Here is a 13,726-nt window from a genome sequence, read left to right as displayed (position 1 = left end):
AGCCTACTCCGCAGGGAAGCCCCGGGTAGGCCCGCGGGGTGCCCCGGTTACCTGGGCAGGCGGGAACGGACCAGCGCCGCGTGCAGGCGGACGGCGAGCGCGGCCAGTTCCTCGGTCTGTTCGGTACGGCGGGGGCCGGTCACCTGCTCGATCAGGCCGGCCTCCCGATCGGCCGCCGTCCGGAACGGGCGCAGGTGCCGCGGCTCGATCCCGTACGGCGCGAAGTCCGCGGCCAGCCGGGCGATCACGATCGCGTCCCCGTCGTAGTGGTTGCCACGGGCCACCACCAGGCCATGGCCCTCCAGCTCGCCGAGCAGTTCGGCCGAGATCCCCGCGGCGGCGCGGAGCTCCTCCCGGGTCAGCTTCAGATCGATGCCCGCAGCACCGAAGTCGTCGGCGACCGGCAGCCGCGGTGGCTCCGGCAACGAGCTCGGCGCGACCGGTGGACCGCCGGCCGCCGGGCGCAGGCCGCGATCGATCGCGCCGAGGTGTTCCTTGATCACCTTCAGCGGCAGGTACTGGTCACGTTGCGCGGTCAGCACGTAGCGCAGCCGCTCGACGTCGGCCGCGCTGAACTTCCGGTAGCCCGAGGAGGTCCGGGCCGGCGTCACCAGTCCCTCGGCCTCGAGGAACCGGATCTTGGAGATCGTGACGTCGGCGAACTCGGCCTGCAGCAGCTGCAGCACCTCTCCGATGCCGCGGCCTTCAGCGGGGCCCTCGACGGAAGGCTCAGGCTTGGCCACTGGCGTAGTACACCAAGCGGTACTTGCCGATCTGGACCTCGTCGCCACTGGTCAGCTGGACCTCGTCGATCCGGTCCCGGTTCACGTAGGTGCCGTTCAGGCTGCCCACGTCGCGGACCTTCACGCCGTACGGGTCGCGGCGGAACTCCGCGTGCCGGCGCGACACGGTGACGTCGTCGAGGAAGATGTCGCTGTCCGGGTGCCGGCCGGCGGTGACCACGTCGACGTCGAGCAGGAACCGGCTGCCCGCGTTCGGCCCGCGCTGGACGATCAGCAGGGCGGATCCGGCCGGCAGGGCGCCGACCGCGGCCTCGTCCTCCACCGACAGCGGCTCGCCGGTGCGCTCGGGCTCGGGCTCGGCGCCGATCGGGGTCAGCATCGCGGTGTCGGTGACACCGTTGGTCGCCGGCGCGGCCGCTGGGGCTGCCGCCGGGCGGTCCGCGCCAGGAAGCATCGCTCCGCACTGCGAGCAGAACCGGCTGCCGTCGGAGTTCTCGTGCCCGCACTGGTTGCAGAACGGCATGCTGTGATCCTCCCGATCGCCGGCGGTCCGGCGACGTTTTCGATAGACCCCGTATGAACAAGTGTGGACGCAGATTCGCGGACCTCAACCCTCGACCAGCAGTTGAGGTCCGGACAACGTACCAGGCGCGGCCAAGCCGCTGCCGGTCAGCTCTGGTCGAGCTGTCCCTGGTAGGTCTCGGCGTCCATCAGCGCCGCCACCTCGGCGGCGTCCTCGACCTCGATGTCGAGCAGCCAGCCCTCGCCGTACGGGTCGCTGTTGACCAGGTCGGGCTGGTCGGCGAGCGCCTCGTTGACGGCGGTCACGGTGCCATTGACCGGCGCGAACAGGTCGCTCACGCTCTTGGTCGATTCCAGCTCGCCACAGGCGTCGCCGGCCCGCACCGCGCTGCCGATCTCGGGCAGCTGCACGTACACGATGTCACCGAGCGCGTCCTGTGCGAAGTCGGTGATGCCGACCCGCACCGGCGCCTCGCCGTCGGCCTTGACCCACTCGTGCTCGGCCGTGTACTTCAGGTCTTCGGGGTACACCTCGGTCCTCTTTCTTTGCATCGGACACAGCTACTTGGTCGGGCTGGGTGCCGGGCGAGCGTAGCGATGCTCCTCCGGCGCGTGCAAGGCGGTGATCTGGAGCGTCGGAACCTCGGTCACCTCGGCGGTTCCGCCCACCTGCGGACCGGTCACCTCACTGACCAGGCCGCCCGGGAAGTTGGCCGCCTCGGACAGGTTGTGCGACTCCCCGATCGCCTCGACAACGTACGGCGAATTCAGCTTCTGACCGTCGATCCGGATCCCCGGCGCGTCGTCGACTAAGTCGGTACTGGCGACGACCCGGACCGAACCGTTGATCTGGATCGCCTCGGCGCCGGCGTCGCGGAGTTCCTCGATCGCGTCCAGCAGGTTGCTCGAGGTCATCTTGCCGTCGGGGTCGTTCAGTGTGATCCGGACGCCGGGCCCCTGCGCGGGCAGCGTGCCGGCCAGGATGCCGAGCACCCGGACCTGTGCCTCGGCCTGCTCGCGCGCGGTCTGGGCCTTGTCCGCGCTGGAGGACAGCGAGTTCTTCCGCGCCTCCAGCTCGGCGATCTCGCTCTCCAGCCGGCGGGTGTTCTGGCCTAGGCCGTCGAGGATCGCGATCAGGTCCTCGCGGCGGGCGTTCTGGTAGCCGTCGTCGGCCCGGTTCACCCGCACCTGGACGACGGCCACGCAGGCGACCAGCGCGAGCACGACGGCGACGATCGCCTGCCCCCGGGACGGCCTGAACCCGGCCCGCAGCCGCCGCAGCGCCAGGTTCGGCGTCCGGGGCTTGGGCATCGGCGTCGGCGTCTCGGGCTGCGGCCGGTCGGCCGGATCGGCGGCTGCCGGATCAGGCGTTGGCTCGGGTTTGTCGTCGCTCATGTCAGGCCCTGAAGATGTGCCGACGGATGGCGGCCATGTTCGTGAAGATGCGGATGCCGAGGACGACCACCACACCGGTGGACAGTTGTGAGCCGACGCCCAGCTGGTCACCGAGGTAGACGATCAGCGCGGCGATCAGGACGTTCGACACGAACGAGACGACGAACACCTTGTCGTCGAAGATCCCGTCCAGGAACGCCCGCAGCGCCCCGAACACCGCGTCGAGGGCGGCGACGACGGCGATCGGCAGGTACGGCTGGGCCCACTCCGGGACGTCGGGCGCGACCAGCAGGCCGATCACGACACCGATCACCAGTCCGAGTACGGCGATCATCTGCGTCCCACCTTCGCGTAGCGCAACGCGATGGTCGCATCGGCCGGCACCAGCAAGGAATCCTCCGTCGTGGTCGTCATCCGGACACCGAAGTTGCTGACCAGATACTGCACCCATTGGCCGCCCGAGCTCTGCGCGAAGCGGGCCGGCATCGTCGCGGTGTCCCCGATCGCGAGCACCGTGTACGGCGGGGTCAGCGAGCTGTAGTCGACCGTGATCGCACTGCCCGCACCCCGGATCGCGGTCAGCGAGGTGAGCCGGTGATCGTTCACCGAGATCGCCTCCGCGCCCGCTGTCCACAGGCCGTTGACCAGCTGCTGCAGGTCGACGTCGAGCAGGCGGCCCTCCTTGGCGTCGGCGTTCTTCGCGTCGTCGATCACCGCCTTGATCCCGGGCCCGGTGGCCGCGACCGCGCCGGTCTGCAGCTCCAGCGTGTCCAGCTGCTGCTGCAGCGTCGCGCCCGAACTGGTGTTGCTCAGTCCACTCGCCTGCAACCGCCGTACCTCGTCGGCCAGTTGCGTCTGGTGGGTGCGCATGCCGTTCAGCCGGGTGTTGGCCTGATTGATCCGGGTGATCAGCTCCTTGCGCTCCTTCTCGGCCTCGGGCGCGCCGCGGTAGTTCTGCGAGGCCGCGATCGCGAGCAGGAAGCCGAGCACGAGGGTGGCCACCACCAGCATCACCCGGTGCCGGGATCGCAGCGACTTGCCGCCCTTGTTCGGACGGGTCCGGGCTGCGACGGCGTACCCCTCGTCCAGCGGGTGTGCCATCAGGTTGTTCAGCAGCGACATCGACGCGTCGACGCGCCGAGGCTTCGGTGGGGATTGCTGAGTCACGGGTCTACCCGGCCGGATGGTTGATCGGTTTCACCGTCTGGACGAGGTGGCGCAGCTGGACGAAGTACAGGACGCCGGCCCAGTAGTACAGCCCGGTCCCCCAGATCGCGAACGCCCAGCCGAACACCCGCGCGAGCAGGTTGAGGGTGCTGTCGCCGTCACCGAGCAGGAGCAGCGGGAACGCGTACAGCAGGCAGAACGTGGCCGACTTGCCGAGGAAGTGCACCGGCAGCGCGTTGAAGCCGCGGCGGTGCAGGGCCGGCAGGGTGAAGAGGAGCAGCAGGTCCCGCAGCGGGAGCGCGATCGCCAGCCACCACGGGATGATGTCACGCAGCGCCAGGCCGATCACGGTCGCGAAGATGTAGAGCCGGTCCGCGACCGGGTCGAGCATCTGGCCCAGCCGGCTGGTCTGGTTCATCCGGCGGGCGATCTGGCCGTCGGCCCAGTCGGTGAACCCGGAGATGGCCAGCACGAGCAGCGCCCAGCCGTCCTCCTCCGGACCGAGGATCAGCCAAAGGAACAGCGGCACTCCCAGCAACCGGAGGAAGCTGAGCGCGTTCGGGATCGTGAGCACCCGGTCGGACACTTCCACCTCCGGCACGCGATCCCTCCCTCTCTCACCCTGATACCGGTCGTAACTGTACTTGGGCACCTCGACAGGTTTACGCCCGGCCATCCCGGGGCAAGCCGGGCCTTCCCCTGCTACCTGAACGCGGCGGACCCCTTCCCGCTACGCCCGCGATGAACCGGTGACCCGATCGATACGCAAGGGTGATGCTTACGCTGTTGAACGGGAGGGGTGGAGATGAAGTTCCTGGTCCTGATCTACGGCAACCCTGAGTCCCGGGCGGTCTGGGACTCCCTGACCGACGAGCAGAAGAAGGAGGGCATGGCCGGGTACGCCGCGCTGCACGAGGCACTCGACGCGCGCGGAGAGCTGGTCGCCTCGGAATCGCTGGACGACCCCGGCCTGACCAAGCAGGTGCTCGTCCGGGACGGCCGGCCGATGACCACCGACGGCCCGTTCGCCGAGGTCAAGGAGCAGTTGGCCGGGTTCTACCTGCTCGACTGCGACTCCATGGATCGTGCCGTCGAGATCGTCGCGCAGATCCCGGAGGCGCCGTTCAGCATCGTCGAAGTACGCCCGGTTCGCGACCTGTCGGCGTACACCTGATGCAGATCGAGGAGCAGCTGCGGGAGCAGGCGCCGCAGGTGCTGAGCGCGCTGGTCCGCCGGTACGGCGACTTCGACGCGTGCGAGGACGCCGTCCAGGAGGCGCTGCTGGCCGCGTCCCTGCAGTGGCCGGGTGACGGCGTACCGGACAATCCGCGCGGGTGGCTGATCACGGTAGCGTCGCGGCGGCGGATCGAGGTGCTGCGCACCGAGGCGGCACGGCAGCGGCGGGAGGAAGCGATCGCCGCCGCTCCGGAACCGGAGCCCGCGTCGTCGGTCGACGATTCGCTGACGTTGCTGATGCTGTGTTGTCACCCGTCACTCAGTCCGCAGTCGCAGGTCGCGCTCACCTTGCGGGCCGTCGGCGGCCTGACCACGAGCGAGATCGCCCGGGCATTTCTGGTGCCGGAGGCAACGATCGGGCAGCGGATCAGCCGGGCCAAGGCCAAGCTGCGGGGTGCCCGGTTCGCGTTGCCGCCGGCGTCCGAGCAGTCCGAGCGGCTGGCTGCCGTACTGCATGTGCTGTACCTGATCTTCAACGAGGGCTACACCGCGTCGTCCGGCTCGTCACTGCATCGGGTCGAGCTGAGCGCGGAGGCGATCCGGCTGACCAGGCAGCTACACTCCGCACTGCCGCACGAAGGTGAGGTCGCGGGCCTCCTGGCGCTGATGCTGCTGACCGACGCGCGCCGGCCCGCGCGGACGACGGCCGACGGCGCGCTGGTGCCGCTGCCGGAGCAGGACCGGACGCGGTGGGACGCTCAGGCGATCTCCGAGGGCACCGAGTTGATCGCGTCGACGTTGCAGTCGGCACCGGTCGGTCCGTACCAGCTGCAGGCCGCGATCGCCGCGGTCCACGACGAGGCGAAGCGCGCCGAGGACACCGACTGGCGCGAGATCCTGATGCTGTACGAACTCCTCGAGTCGACCGCGCCAGGCCCGATGGTGACGCTCAACCGGATCGTCGCGGTCGCCATGGTGCACGGTCCGGCGGCCGGGCTCGCGCTGCTCGACGACGCCGATCCCGCGTTGAAGGATCATCACCGGCTGGCCGCCGTACGCGCGCATCTGCTCGAACTGTCCGGCGACCGGCCGGCCGCTCGGTCGGCGTACCAGCTGGCGGCGCGGTTGACGCAGAGCGTCCCCGAGCGGCGCTACCTGCAGACCCGCGCCGACGCCCTCTAGGCGACCCGTGGCCGGCCCCAGCTCAGCTCGGCGACAATCTGCAGCTCCAGTACGCCGTCCTGCACGTACGGTGACACCGCGCGCTCGATCGAGGTGTCGAAGGTCACTGCCTCGTCGGCGGGCATCAGATCGCGGGCCAGGCTCGAGGTCGAGTGGAACTGCTCGATGTAGTCGTCGACCCGCTGGTGGTATGTGACCGGCGCGGTCCTCGTCGTACCGGTCAGGTCGAGCAGCCCGCGCTCGCGGATCGCGTCGACGACGCTGAACTTCGGGTCGTGGTTCTGTTTACGTGAGTGGCGCTCGAGGACCGGCACGATGTCGTCCCACCACGGTTCGTCCACTGCCCCGTGCTCGATCACGACGAGCTGGGCGTTGGGGGTCAGGTGCGGGACGATCCGGGCGAACGTCTCCTCCCAGGGCATCCAGTGAATGCTCGCGCCGGCGGTGACGAGCGCGTACGGCCCGGTCAGCTCGGCGGTCTCGATGCTGCTGACCTGCCAACTGATGTTCGCCTGATCCCCGCCAGGTCGTTGCCGGCCCGCGTCGACCATCGCTTGGGAGAAGTCGATCGCGTCGACGCGCTCCACCCGGGCCGCGAGCGGGCGGGCGATCGCACCTTCCCCGGCGCCGATGTCGAGCACGCGCCGCGGCTCGTCGGTGATCAGCCCTTCGAGCCGCTCGAAAACCTCATCCGGGTACGGCGGCCGGTGCTGGTACGCCTCCGCCACGGCCTCGTGCTTGAACGTCGCCGCAAGATCTGTCATGCGCTCCAACCTAGTCCGGACGGGTGGCTGGCAGATCTATCCGTGGAGGGCGTGGGATTGCCCGGCGTCATGCACGTCGTTCACTGCGAGCCCGGACCTGCGCTGGTGCGGCCAGCGGACGAAGGATTCGGCTTGCAGCGTGGCCGAAGCGATCCGGGGCAGATCACGGGCCCGTGGGTAGCAGACGAACCGCGGCGTCCAGGCCGGGCCGTACTTCGCGTTGGCCCGGTACAAGGACTCGATCTGCCAGAACCGGCTCAGCCAGAGCAGCATCCGGTACCACAACCGCAGACCGGGACCGGCTCCGGCAAGACCGCCGCGCTCGAACACCTCACGGAAGACCGCGAAATTCAGCGACACCCGCGCGATCCCCAGCTCCGGGGCACTTCGCACCAGTTCGTTGACCATGAACTCGATCACCCCGTTTCCGGCGCTCGGCGACCTGACCATCAGGTCCAGCGACAGCCCGTCCTCGTTCCACGGCACGAGACTCAAGACGGCGACGAGATCCGCGGACCCGTCGCGACAGGTGACCACCACCGCGTCGCCGTCGCGTGGATCGCCGAACCGCCCGAGCGCCATCGAGAAGCCGCGTTCCGCCTGACCCGCCCGCCACCTGGCCACCTGCCGGGACAACTCCGCCACTTCGGTCCGGTCGACGTCGCGCAGCCGGCGAACCTGTGCCACATTGCCCCGCCGTTCGGCTCGCCGTACCGCCTGACGGACACCGCGCATCGAGCGGCCGGCCAAGCTGAAGGAGGCGACGTCGAGAACCGCCTCGTCCCCGAGTTGGATGGCCGCCAGCCCGTGTGCGCGGTAGCTCGGCACTGCGCGTTCGCTGGCTCCCACGACGCCCGGGGTCCACGCATAGCCGCGCGCCTCGGCCAGCCAGGCACTGATCGCACCCGGCCACCCGGCTGGGTCGCCCAGCGGGTCTCCGCCGGCCAACGAGACTCCAGCGACAACGCGGTACGCGATCGCCGCCGTACCGGTGGGATCGAAGATCAGGGACTTGTCGTCGCGAAGCGCGAAGTAGGCCAACGAGTCGTTGCGGTGCCCGGCCAGCAACGAGCGCAGCCGTTCGCCCTCGGCGTCGACCTGATGCTTGGGCGCGCGGGCAGTCCGCAACGCCACGAGCACAGTCGCCACCGCGACGACCACACCGAGGAGCAGGAGCGTGGTCTCGAGCCGCTGCCGCGTCTGCGCCGATTCGAACTGTGCCGGACCACTGATTCCGAGGAAGCCGAGCCAAACCTCGCTGAACAGCTTCGGCGCCGAAAGGCGCTCCACCGCGTCGGGGTCGGCGAGGAGGGAGGCGGCACCCACGGTCGTCGCCAGCACGAACGACGTCAGGCAGGTCGCCAGTACGGTGCGCCGGCTGCCCGGATCGGGGCGGCCGGTGAAGGCCGCGTGGGTGCTGAGCAACACCACGATCACCACGCCGGCGGCTATCGACTCCCCGATCGAGTGAGCCAATCCGTTGAGAACGAGCAGGCCGGCTGAGGTGGCCAGGGCTCCGATCCAAGCCCGGCGTTTGCGGCGGGCGAGGCCTCGGGACAACAGGACCAGTACAACGCCGAGCGGCACGGCTGCACCAGCTGTCTGGGGTACGAGCACCGGCAGCACGTCGGTCAGCGCCTCCAAGCGCGGCCGAAGCGGCGGACTGACCGCGTCGAGCACGCCGACAACACCCAGCAGGCCGACCAGAGCGGCCGTCCAAGGAGCCCAGCGTGCTGGATCGCGTCGCTGTCGCACGACGTTTCCGGACTTCACGGCCCCGCCTCCCAGCTCTCCCGTCCAGGATTGCCGGAGCGGTGAGGACCGTGGAAGGGACGGACGTCCCGGGCTCTCCCGGCGATGGTCCCGGGTCGCTCAGCCCCGTTGCGTCGCGCCCGCGCCCGCGGCGCCCGGGCCCTCGAGGCCTATCCCATGCTCACCCAGCCCGGCAGAACCATCACCTGGGGGTGAACTGCATGTCGGCCCCCATCAAGCCTTCGAAGAAGCCGGCTTCGACCAGATAACCCACCCACCCTCCGCCGCACCGTCATGCGCATCGACTTGCCCACCCCCTGACCACCCCACCAAGCAGCCGGCGCGACCGCGTCCCGAAGCCCGCTCGCCGAGTCGCGGATATCGGCTACGGAAAGGCGGATCCATCAACCACCACCCACGAGTCGGCGCCGAAACCCGGCAGGGTGGCCCAGGACCTCAGTCGTAGGTGGCTTGGGCTTGCCAGGTTGTTTGGTGGAGGGTGAAGAGCCAGGCGCGGCTGTCGGCGGTGTGGAACTGGAAGCGGGCCTGGCGGGATTCGGTGCTCGGGTCCCACCAGCGTTCGTCGGTCAGCCAGGGGCCGGCCCAGGCGGTGATCGGGTGGATCTTGTTGCTGTCGGCAACTTGTGGGGCCGGGGCCAGGCAGAAGGCGGTGGGGACGCCGGAGAGTTCGCCGCGGGCGCTGACCGAGACCTGAGTGCCGTCCTCGGCGAACACCTTCGCCTGCAGAGGCTGGGGAAAGATCGTCGTCGGTGCGAGGGTCGGCCAGCGGACGGGGTCACTCGAACTGATCGCCCCGGGCCACGGCTGGTCCGGCGGCCTGGCCGGCACCGGAGGATCGCCCCACGGGACCAGCGTCTGCCGCTCCGCGAACCCCCGGCCGCCGCCGATCACCACCGACGCGACCGCACCATGACCGAGCATGCTCTGCACCCGCGACAACGCCCGGTGGATCCGCTCGTCCGGCCCACCGCCCCACAACCCGTCGACATGCGCACCGACCGGATCCGCCTGGTCGGGGACGAGCCGGAGCCGTACGACGGGTGACGTCAGCTCACTCGTCGCCGTGCCACTCCCCTGCAACTGCCAGCGGACCCGGTCCACCACGTCGGCCGCGGTGAACCAGCGTGGATGCAACCACTCCCGCTCGTGGATCCGCCCGGACTCGGTGCCGATCTCGACCCGGAGCGTCGTACACACCAGGCCGAGCTCGGTCAGCCGGGCGATCAGTTCGTCGGCGACCGACCGGACCGCGAAGGCGACCTGGTCGACCCGGTCCACGGCCGGCTCGAAGTCGAGGGTGCGGGTGAGCTCCGGCGGGATCTCCCGGCCCACCACCGGGCGATCGTCGTACCCACGGGCCAGCCGGTGGGCGAAGGCGCCGGTCGGGCCGAACCTGGTCAGCACCTCGGTGCGGGGCAGTTGCGCGAACGCACCCAGCGACCGCAGCCCGAGCCGGCGGAGCAGGTCCGTGAGGGTGGGTTGCTCGAGGACGTCGACGGTGAGCGGCGCGAGGAACTCCGGGGACTCCCCCGGCGGCACCACCAGAACCCGCGCCCGCACCGAACTCGCCCGCGCCGCCTGCTCGGCGGCGAACGGACCGTCGGCGATCCCGACCCGGCCGCCGAAGACGTCGAACGTCTCCAGCCGGTCGAGCAGCTTCTCCGCGGCCACCGACTCACTGCCGTAGAACCGGGCCGGCCCCCGCGCCTTCAACGCGCACATGCCCGGGCGGATCACCTGGATGCCGGGCGTGAGCGCCTCCAGGCACGCGATCACCGGGTCGAACGCGCGGGCGTCGATCACCGGGTCGTACTTGAGCACGACGAGCTCCGGGCACCGCGACTGCGCGTCCCGGGCCCGTTGACCGCGGCGGACGCCCTCGGCCCGCGCGGCGGCGGAGGTGGCGAGCACCTTGCCCTTCTCCAGTACGGCGATCGGCTCGTCGGGCGACCGGCCCGTGGCCACCGCGGCCGCGGTCACCGGCCAGTCCGGCACCCAGATCACCATCGTGCGGGTGAGACCTCCGTCGCCCATCAGCCCACCGCCTCTTCCTGCCAGCGTCGTGCCTCGTCACGGACGATCTCGGCGGAGCGGATGGTGCCGTCCGGGCCGGGGAGCCAGAGCTGGTGCCGACGGCGTACGGCGGCTCTCCGGCCGGTCACCACGACCGTCGCCTGCCGGGCGGTGAGCAGACCTGCTCCGTCGCCGAGACCGGTCCAGGTGTTGCTCTCCACCTCCAGCCGGGCCTCGCTTCCCGGCCACGACCCGTACGCGATCAGCAACGCTCCCCGCGTCCGCAGCCGAGCGGCCAGCCGGGACGCCTCCCCCGGCGTCACCTCACCGGGCGGCCGGACGACCACCACGGTCAGCGCGTCGACCAGCGCCGCGACGACGTTGAGCCAGTCGTGCCCGGGGTCGGGCACCAGCACGAGACGCTCGAGGTCGACCCCCAGCCCGCGCGCCGCCTCCGCGCCGAACGACGGCAGTCCGACGACCCCGCACCACGCCCCCTCCGCGGACGGACCGGCCATCAACGCCATCACCAACGCGGCCGAACCCCGCACCGAGTACGCCGAGCCGCCGCGCAGGCCGGCCCCCGCGAGCAACTCGGAAACAGCCGGCAGCGTGGGCAACTCCCGATCCACCCCGGCGGTGTCCAGAGCCTGCTGCATCCGGGTCTCGGTGACCCGGGTGTCGAAGCCGGTGATCGAGGCCAGGCGAGCCGTGGGAGGGGTGGGGGCCTCGAGGGTGGCGGGGTCCGGATCGAGGTCGTGCCTCGAGTCGGGGTCGAAGCTCGCGACCGAGGCGAGACGAGCGGGAGAATCCGGAGAGTCGGTGACAGGGGCATCCTGGGCTTTGCCGGCCTGCACCTGGGCAAGGAGCATCCGGGCCCGGTCGAGCGCTGTGACCCGGCCCGCTTGCCCGGCTGTCGAAGTCCCCGTCATAACTCCATGTTCGAACACCTGTTCGAACATGTCAATCCGGTCGCCGGACCCATAGGGTGGAGGCATGCCGAGGACTATTGCCACCAACACCAAGGTCGACCTCGAGGGACTGCTGGAGTTCGTCCGGCCCCGTCACCACATGCTGCTGATCACCACCCGGGCGGACGGTACGCCGCAGGCGTCGCCGGTGTCGGGTGGTGTCGACCCCGAGGGCCGCATCGTCATCTCGTCGTACCCGGAGCGGGCCAAGAGCACCAACGTGAAGCGCGCTGGGCGGGCCGGCGTCCTCGTGCTGTCGGACGACTGGAACGGCGCGTGGGTCCAGGTGGACGGCAGCGGCGAGGTCATCGAGCTGCCGGACGCGGTGGAGCCCCTGGTCGACTATTACCGCTCGATCTCGGGCGAGCACCCGGACTGGGACGAGTACCGCGAGGCCATGCGGACCCAGGGCAAGTGCCTGATCCGCATCACCCCGGACCGCTGGAGTCCGGTCGCCACCGGCGGCTTCCCGGCCCGCCTTGCCGACTGACGTGCGTACGGCGCTCGTCGTCCACGCCCACCCGGACGACGAGGCGTTCGCCACCGGCGCCGCGACCTGGGTGCTGCACGACGCCGGCTGGCGGGTCGTCCTGCGCGTTGCCACGCAGGGATGGCAAGGCACTGCGGACCACCTCCCCGCGTCGTGCGCGCTGCTCGGGATCGACGAGTGGGGCTGGCTCAGCGACGCGGACCGGTGGATCGACGACGGAGGAGTCAACGGACCCCGCACACTGGCCCGCGCCGAGCCCGGTGCGGTCGCGGAGGAGATCGAGCGGGCCATCGACGAGCTCTCGCCGCAACTGCTGCTGACCGTCGGCAGTGACGGCCTCACCGGCCACCCGGACCACATCGCGATCTCACAAGCCGTCCGGCTCGCACTGAAGGACCGGCAGTGCCGGGCGCTGGGCGCACGGCTGCGAGCCCAGGACGTCCGTGCGGGTGAGCGACTCGTGCGGGAGCTGTTGCCGGGTGAGTCGATCGGGTCAGGCCGTGTCACCGGATGCGACGACGGCACACCGCTGGAGGAGATCTCCGGCGTACCGGAGCTGCGCCGGCGCCAAGCACTCGACCAGTACTACGACGGCCTCGGGACTCAGTCGCTCCCCGACCTCGTCACGACGTACGGCGGTCGCGGGGACGGAGTGCTGCTGAGGGCGGTGTTCGACGCGTCCGGCTGGCAGCAGGACCGGTTCGAGGTGCTCACGGCTTGGCGGAGCGGCGCTCCATCGTCTCGGTGATGCGCTGCATGGCGCCTTCGAGGTGTTCGCGCAGAGCCGCCTCCGCGCCCTCCTCGTCGTGCGCGACGCAGGCGTCGAGGATGGCCTGGTGCTCGCGCCGGGTCTGTTCGATCCGTGCCTTGGTCTGCCGGGAGCCGAACCGGTAGCGCTCACTGTTCTGCCAGACCGGCTCGATCGCCCGTGGCAGCCAGCGCGAGCCGCCGGCCCGGTAGATGGCGAAGTGGAACTCGGTGTGCGCCTGCCGGGACGCGATGTTGTCGCCGAGCTTCGACAGCCGGACATGCTCGGCCAGTGCGGCCCGGGCGAGGGTCGCATCCGATTCGGCGAACCGGGTCGCGGCCGCCCGGACCGCGAGCGACTCCAGGGCCAGCCGGGTCGCGTGGGTGTCGCGCAGATCCTCGATCGACAGCTCGCGCACCCAAGCGCCCTTGTGCGGAACGATCTCGACCAGCCCGAGCGCTGCCATCCGCCGCAGTCCTTCCCGGATCGGCATCTGGCTCATGTCGAGGCGCTTCGCGAGCTCCTCCAGCCGGAGCGGCGTACCGCTGGGAAGCTCGCCGGACAGAATGAGCTCGTGCAGCTCGGCGGCGGCTTCCTCGGCGAGAGTACGACGGCCGGTCGGTCCCCCAGGTGTGAGCTCGAGTCGTCGGGTCATCGGTTGCGGGCTGCCTCTCTCCTTCATTGCATACAACTCTGGGAGGTAACCGTAGCCGCCCCTCGGGGTATCACGGGCACTCCGACGACAGATTGCCCAAGGGAGGCTCTGACAACCCTGTGTGGTC

At 70.4% G+C, this 13,726-nt stretch carries 16 protein-coding genes; 4 read left to right on the top strand and 12 right to left on the bottom strand.

Going from position 1 to position 13,726, the window contains the following annotated elements; genetic code table 11:
• Positions 1 to 47 precede the first annotated feature (47 nt).
• The 7 genes from ftsR to OG555_RS31190 all read right to left on the bottom strand — a co-directional run bounded on the left by ftsR (position 48) and on the right by OG555_RS31190 (position 4,428).
• Positions 48 to 743 (bottom strand): transcriptional regulator FtsR, encoded by a 696-nt coding sequence (ftsR, locus tag OG555_RS31220; protein ID WP_329476129.1) that lies wholly within the window; start codon positions 741 to 743, stop codon positions 48 to 50.
• The gene (locus tag OG555_RS31215; protein WP_329476128.1) at positions 730 to 1,266 is read right to left on the bottom strand and encodes an FHA domain-containing protein; all 537 of its coding nucleotides are present in this window, start codon (positions 1,264 to 1,266) and stop codon (positions 730 to 732) included. The genes ftsR and OG555_RS31215 overlap by 14 nt, the downstream gene beginning before the upstream one ends.
• Before the next feature lie 146 nt (positions 1,267 to 1,412).
• Positions 1,413 to 1,817: a glycine cleavage system protein GcvH gene (gcvH, locus tag OG555_RS31210; protein WP_328521479.1), complete on the bottom strand. Its 405-nt coding sequence runs from the start codon at positions 1,815 to 1,817 to the stop codon at positions 1,413 to 1,415.
• 9 nt (positions 1,818 to 1,826) lie between these two features.
• The gene (locus OG555_RS31205) at positions 1,827 to 2,660 is read right to left on the bottom strand and encodes a DUF881 domain-containing protein (protein WP_329476127.1); all 834 of its coding nucleotides are present in this window, start codon (positions 2,658 to 2,660) and stop codon (positions 1,827 to 1,829) included.
• A gap of 1 nt (position 2,661) precedes the next feature.
• Positions 2,662 to 2,994, bottom strand: coding sequence for a small basic family protein (locus OG555_RS31200; RefSeq protein ID WP_131352136.1), 333 nt, complete (start codon positions 2,992 to 2,994; stop codon positions 2,662 to 2,664).
• A complete protein-coding gene (locus OG555_RS31195) occupies positions 2,991 to 3,827 on the bottom strand; it encodes a DUF881 domain-containing protein (RefSeq protein ID WP_329476126.1) in 837 nt (278 codons plus the stop codon). Before OG555_RS31195 ends, OG555_RS31200 begins: the two co-directional genes overlap by 4 nt.
• A 4-nt stretch (positions 3,828 to 3,831) precedes the next feature.
• Complete coding sequence (locus OG555_RS31190) at positions 3,832 to 4,428, bottom strand: CDP-alcohol phosphatidyltransferase family protein (protein WP_329476125.1); 597 nt, start codon at positions 4,426 to 4,428, stop codon at positions 3,832 to 3,834.
• A gap of 204 nt (positions 4,429 to 4,632) precedes the next feature.
• Here OG555_RS31190 and OG555_RS31185 point away from each other — a divergent pair, with 204 nt between their 5' ends.
• Together OG555_RS31185 and OG555_RS31180 are read left to right on the top strand one after the other, a co-directional pair.
• Positions 4,633 to 5,001, top strand: coding sequence for a YciI family protein (locus OG555_RS31185; RefSeq protein WP_329476124.1), 369 nt, complete (start codon positions 4,633 to 4,635; stop codon positions 4,999 to 5,001).
• Entirely contained in the window at positions 5,001 to 6,185 is a 1,185-nt protein-coding gene (locus OG555_RS31180) for an RNA polymerase sigma factor (RefSeq protein ID WP_329476123.1), read from the top strand. Before OG555_RS31185 ends, OG555_RS31180 begins: the two co-directional genes overlap by 1 nt.
• Here the strand turns inward: OG555_RS31180 and OG555_RS31175 are convergent.
• The 4 genes from OG555_RS31175 to OG555_RS31160 form a co-directional block, all read right to left on the bottom strand.
• Complete coding sequence (locus OG555_RS31175; protein WP_329476122.1) at positions 6,182 to 6,949, bottom strand: class I SAM-dependent methyltransferase; 768 nt, start codon at positions 6,947 to 6,949, stop codon at positions 6,182 to 6,184. The genes OG555_RS31180 and OG555_RS31175 overlap by 4 nt on opposite strands.
• Positions 6,950 to 6,985: 36 nt before the next feature.
• Positions 6,986 to 8,722, bottom strand: coding sequence for a phosphatidylglycerol lysyltransferase domain-containing protein (locus OG555_RS31170; RefSeq protein ID WP_329476121.1), 1,737 nt, complete (start codon positions 8,720 to 8,722; stop codon positions 6,986 to 6,988).
• A 435-nt stretch (positions 8,723 to 9,157) separates the two neighbouring features.
• Entirely contained in the window at positions 9,158 to 10,756 is a 1,599-nt protein-coding gene (locus OG555_RS31165) for a DNA polymerase Y family protein (protein ID WP_329476120.1), read from the bottom strand.
• A complete protein-coding gene (locus tag OG555_RS31160) occupies positions 10,756 to 11,667 on the bottom strand; it encodes a hypothetical protein (RefSeq protein WP_329476119.1) in 912 nt (303 codons plus the stop codon). The genes OG555_RS31165 and OG555_RS31160 overlap by 1 nt, the downstream gene beginning before the upstream one ends.
• Positions 11,668 to 11,731: 64 nt before the next feature.
• Here OG555_RS31160 and OG555_RS31155 point away from each other — a divergent pair, with 64 nt between their 5' ends.
• Together OG555_RS31155 and OG555_RS31150 are read left to right on the top strand one after the other, a co-directional pair.
• Complete coding sequence (locus tag OG555_RS31155) at positions 11,732 to 12,196, top strand: PPOX class F420-dependent oxidoreductase (protein ID WP_328521489.1); 465 nt, start codon at positions 11,732 to 11,734, stop codon at positions 12,194 to 12,196.
• The gene (locus tag OG555_RS31150) at positions 12,186 to 12,944 is read left to right on the top strand and encodes a PIG-L deacetylase family protein (protein WP_329476118.1); all 759 of its coding nucleotides are present in this window, start codon (positions 12,186 to 12,188) and stop codon (positions 12,942 to 12,944) included. The genes OG555_RS31155 and OG555_RS31150 overlap by 11 nt, the downstream gene beginning before the upstream one ends.
• Here the strand turns inward: OG555_RS31150 and OG555_RS31145 are convergent.
• On the bottom strand, positions 12,907 to 13,599 hold the full coding sequence (locus OG555_RS31145) for a GntR family transcriptional regulator (RefSeq protein WP_328521491.1): 693 nt from the start codon (positions 13,597 to 13,599) through the stop codon (positions 12,907 to 12,909). The genes OG555_RS31150 and OG555_RS31145 overlap by 38 nt on opposite strands.
• Positions 13,600 to 13,726: the final 127 nt, after the last annotated feature.

Source organism: Kribbella sp. NBC_01484 (assembly GCF_036227145.1).
In the GTDB taxonomy this organism is placed as follows: Bacteria; Actinomycetota; Actinomycetes; order Propionibacteriales; family Kribbellaceae; genus Kribbella.
Note: the sequence above shows the minus strand (reverse complement) of the source record. Positions and strands in the feature narration are given on the sequence as shown.

Excerpts from the sequence above, each read along its gene's own strand:
- OG555_RS31215 (WP_329476128.1), bottom strand. The coding sequence starts at position 1,266 with ATGCCGTTCTGCAACCAGTGCGGGCACGAGAACTCCGACGGCAGCCGG.
- gcvH (WP_328521479.1), bottom strand. The coding sequence starts at position 1,817 with ATGCAAAGAAAGAGGACCGAGGTGTACCCCGAAGACCTGAAGTACACG.
- OG555_RS31205 (WP_329476127.1), bottom strand. The coding sequence starts at position 2,660 with ATGAGCGACGACAAACCCGAGCCAACGCCTGATCCGGCAGCCGCCGAT.
- OG555_RS31200 (WP_131352136.1), bottom strand. The coding sequence starts at position 2,994 with ATGATCGCCGTACTCGGACTGGTGATCGGTGTCGTGATCGGCCTGCTG.
- OG555_RS31185 (WP_329476124.1), top strand. The coding sequence starts at position 4,633 with ATGAAGTTCCTGGTCCTGATCTACGGCAACCCTGAGTCCCGGGCGGTC.
- OG555_RS31180 (WP_329476123.1), top strand. The coding sequence starts at position 5,001 with ATGCAGATCGAGGAGCAGCTGCGGGAGCAGGCGCCGCAGGTGCTGAGC.
- OG555_RS31175 (WP_329476122.1), bottom strand. The coding sequence starts at position 6,949 with ATGACAGATCTTGCGGCGACGTTCAAGCACGAGGCCGTGGCGGAGGCG.
- OG555_RS31165 (WP_329476120.1), bottom strand. The coding sequence starts at position 10,756 with ATGGGCGACGGAGGTCTCACCCGCACGATGGTGATCTGGGTGCCGGAC.
- OG555_RS31160 (WP_329476119.1), bottom strand. The coding sequence starts at position 11,667 with ATGACGGGGACTTCGACAGCCGGGCAAGCGGGCCGGGTCACAGCGCTC.
- OG555_RS31155 (WP_328521489.1), top strand. The coding sequence starts at position 11,732 with ATGCCGAGGACTATTGCCACCAACACCAAGGTCGACCTCGAGGGACTG.
- OG555_RS31145 (WP_328521491.1), bottom strand. The coding sequence starts at position 13,599 with ATGACCCGACGACTCGAGCTCACACCTGGGGGACCGACCGGCCGTCGT.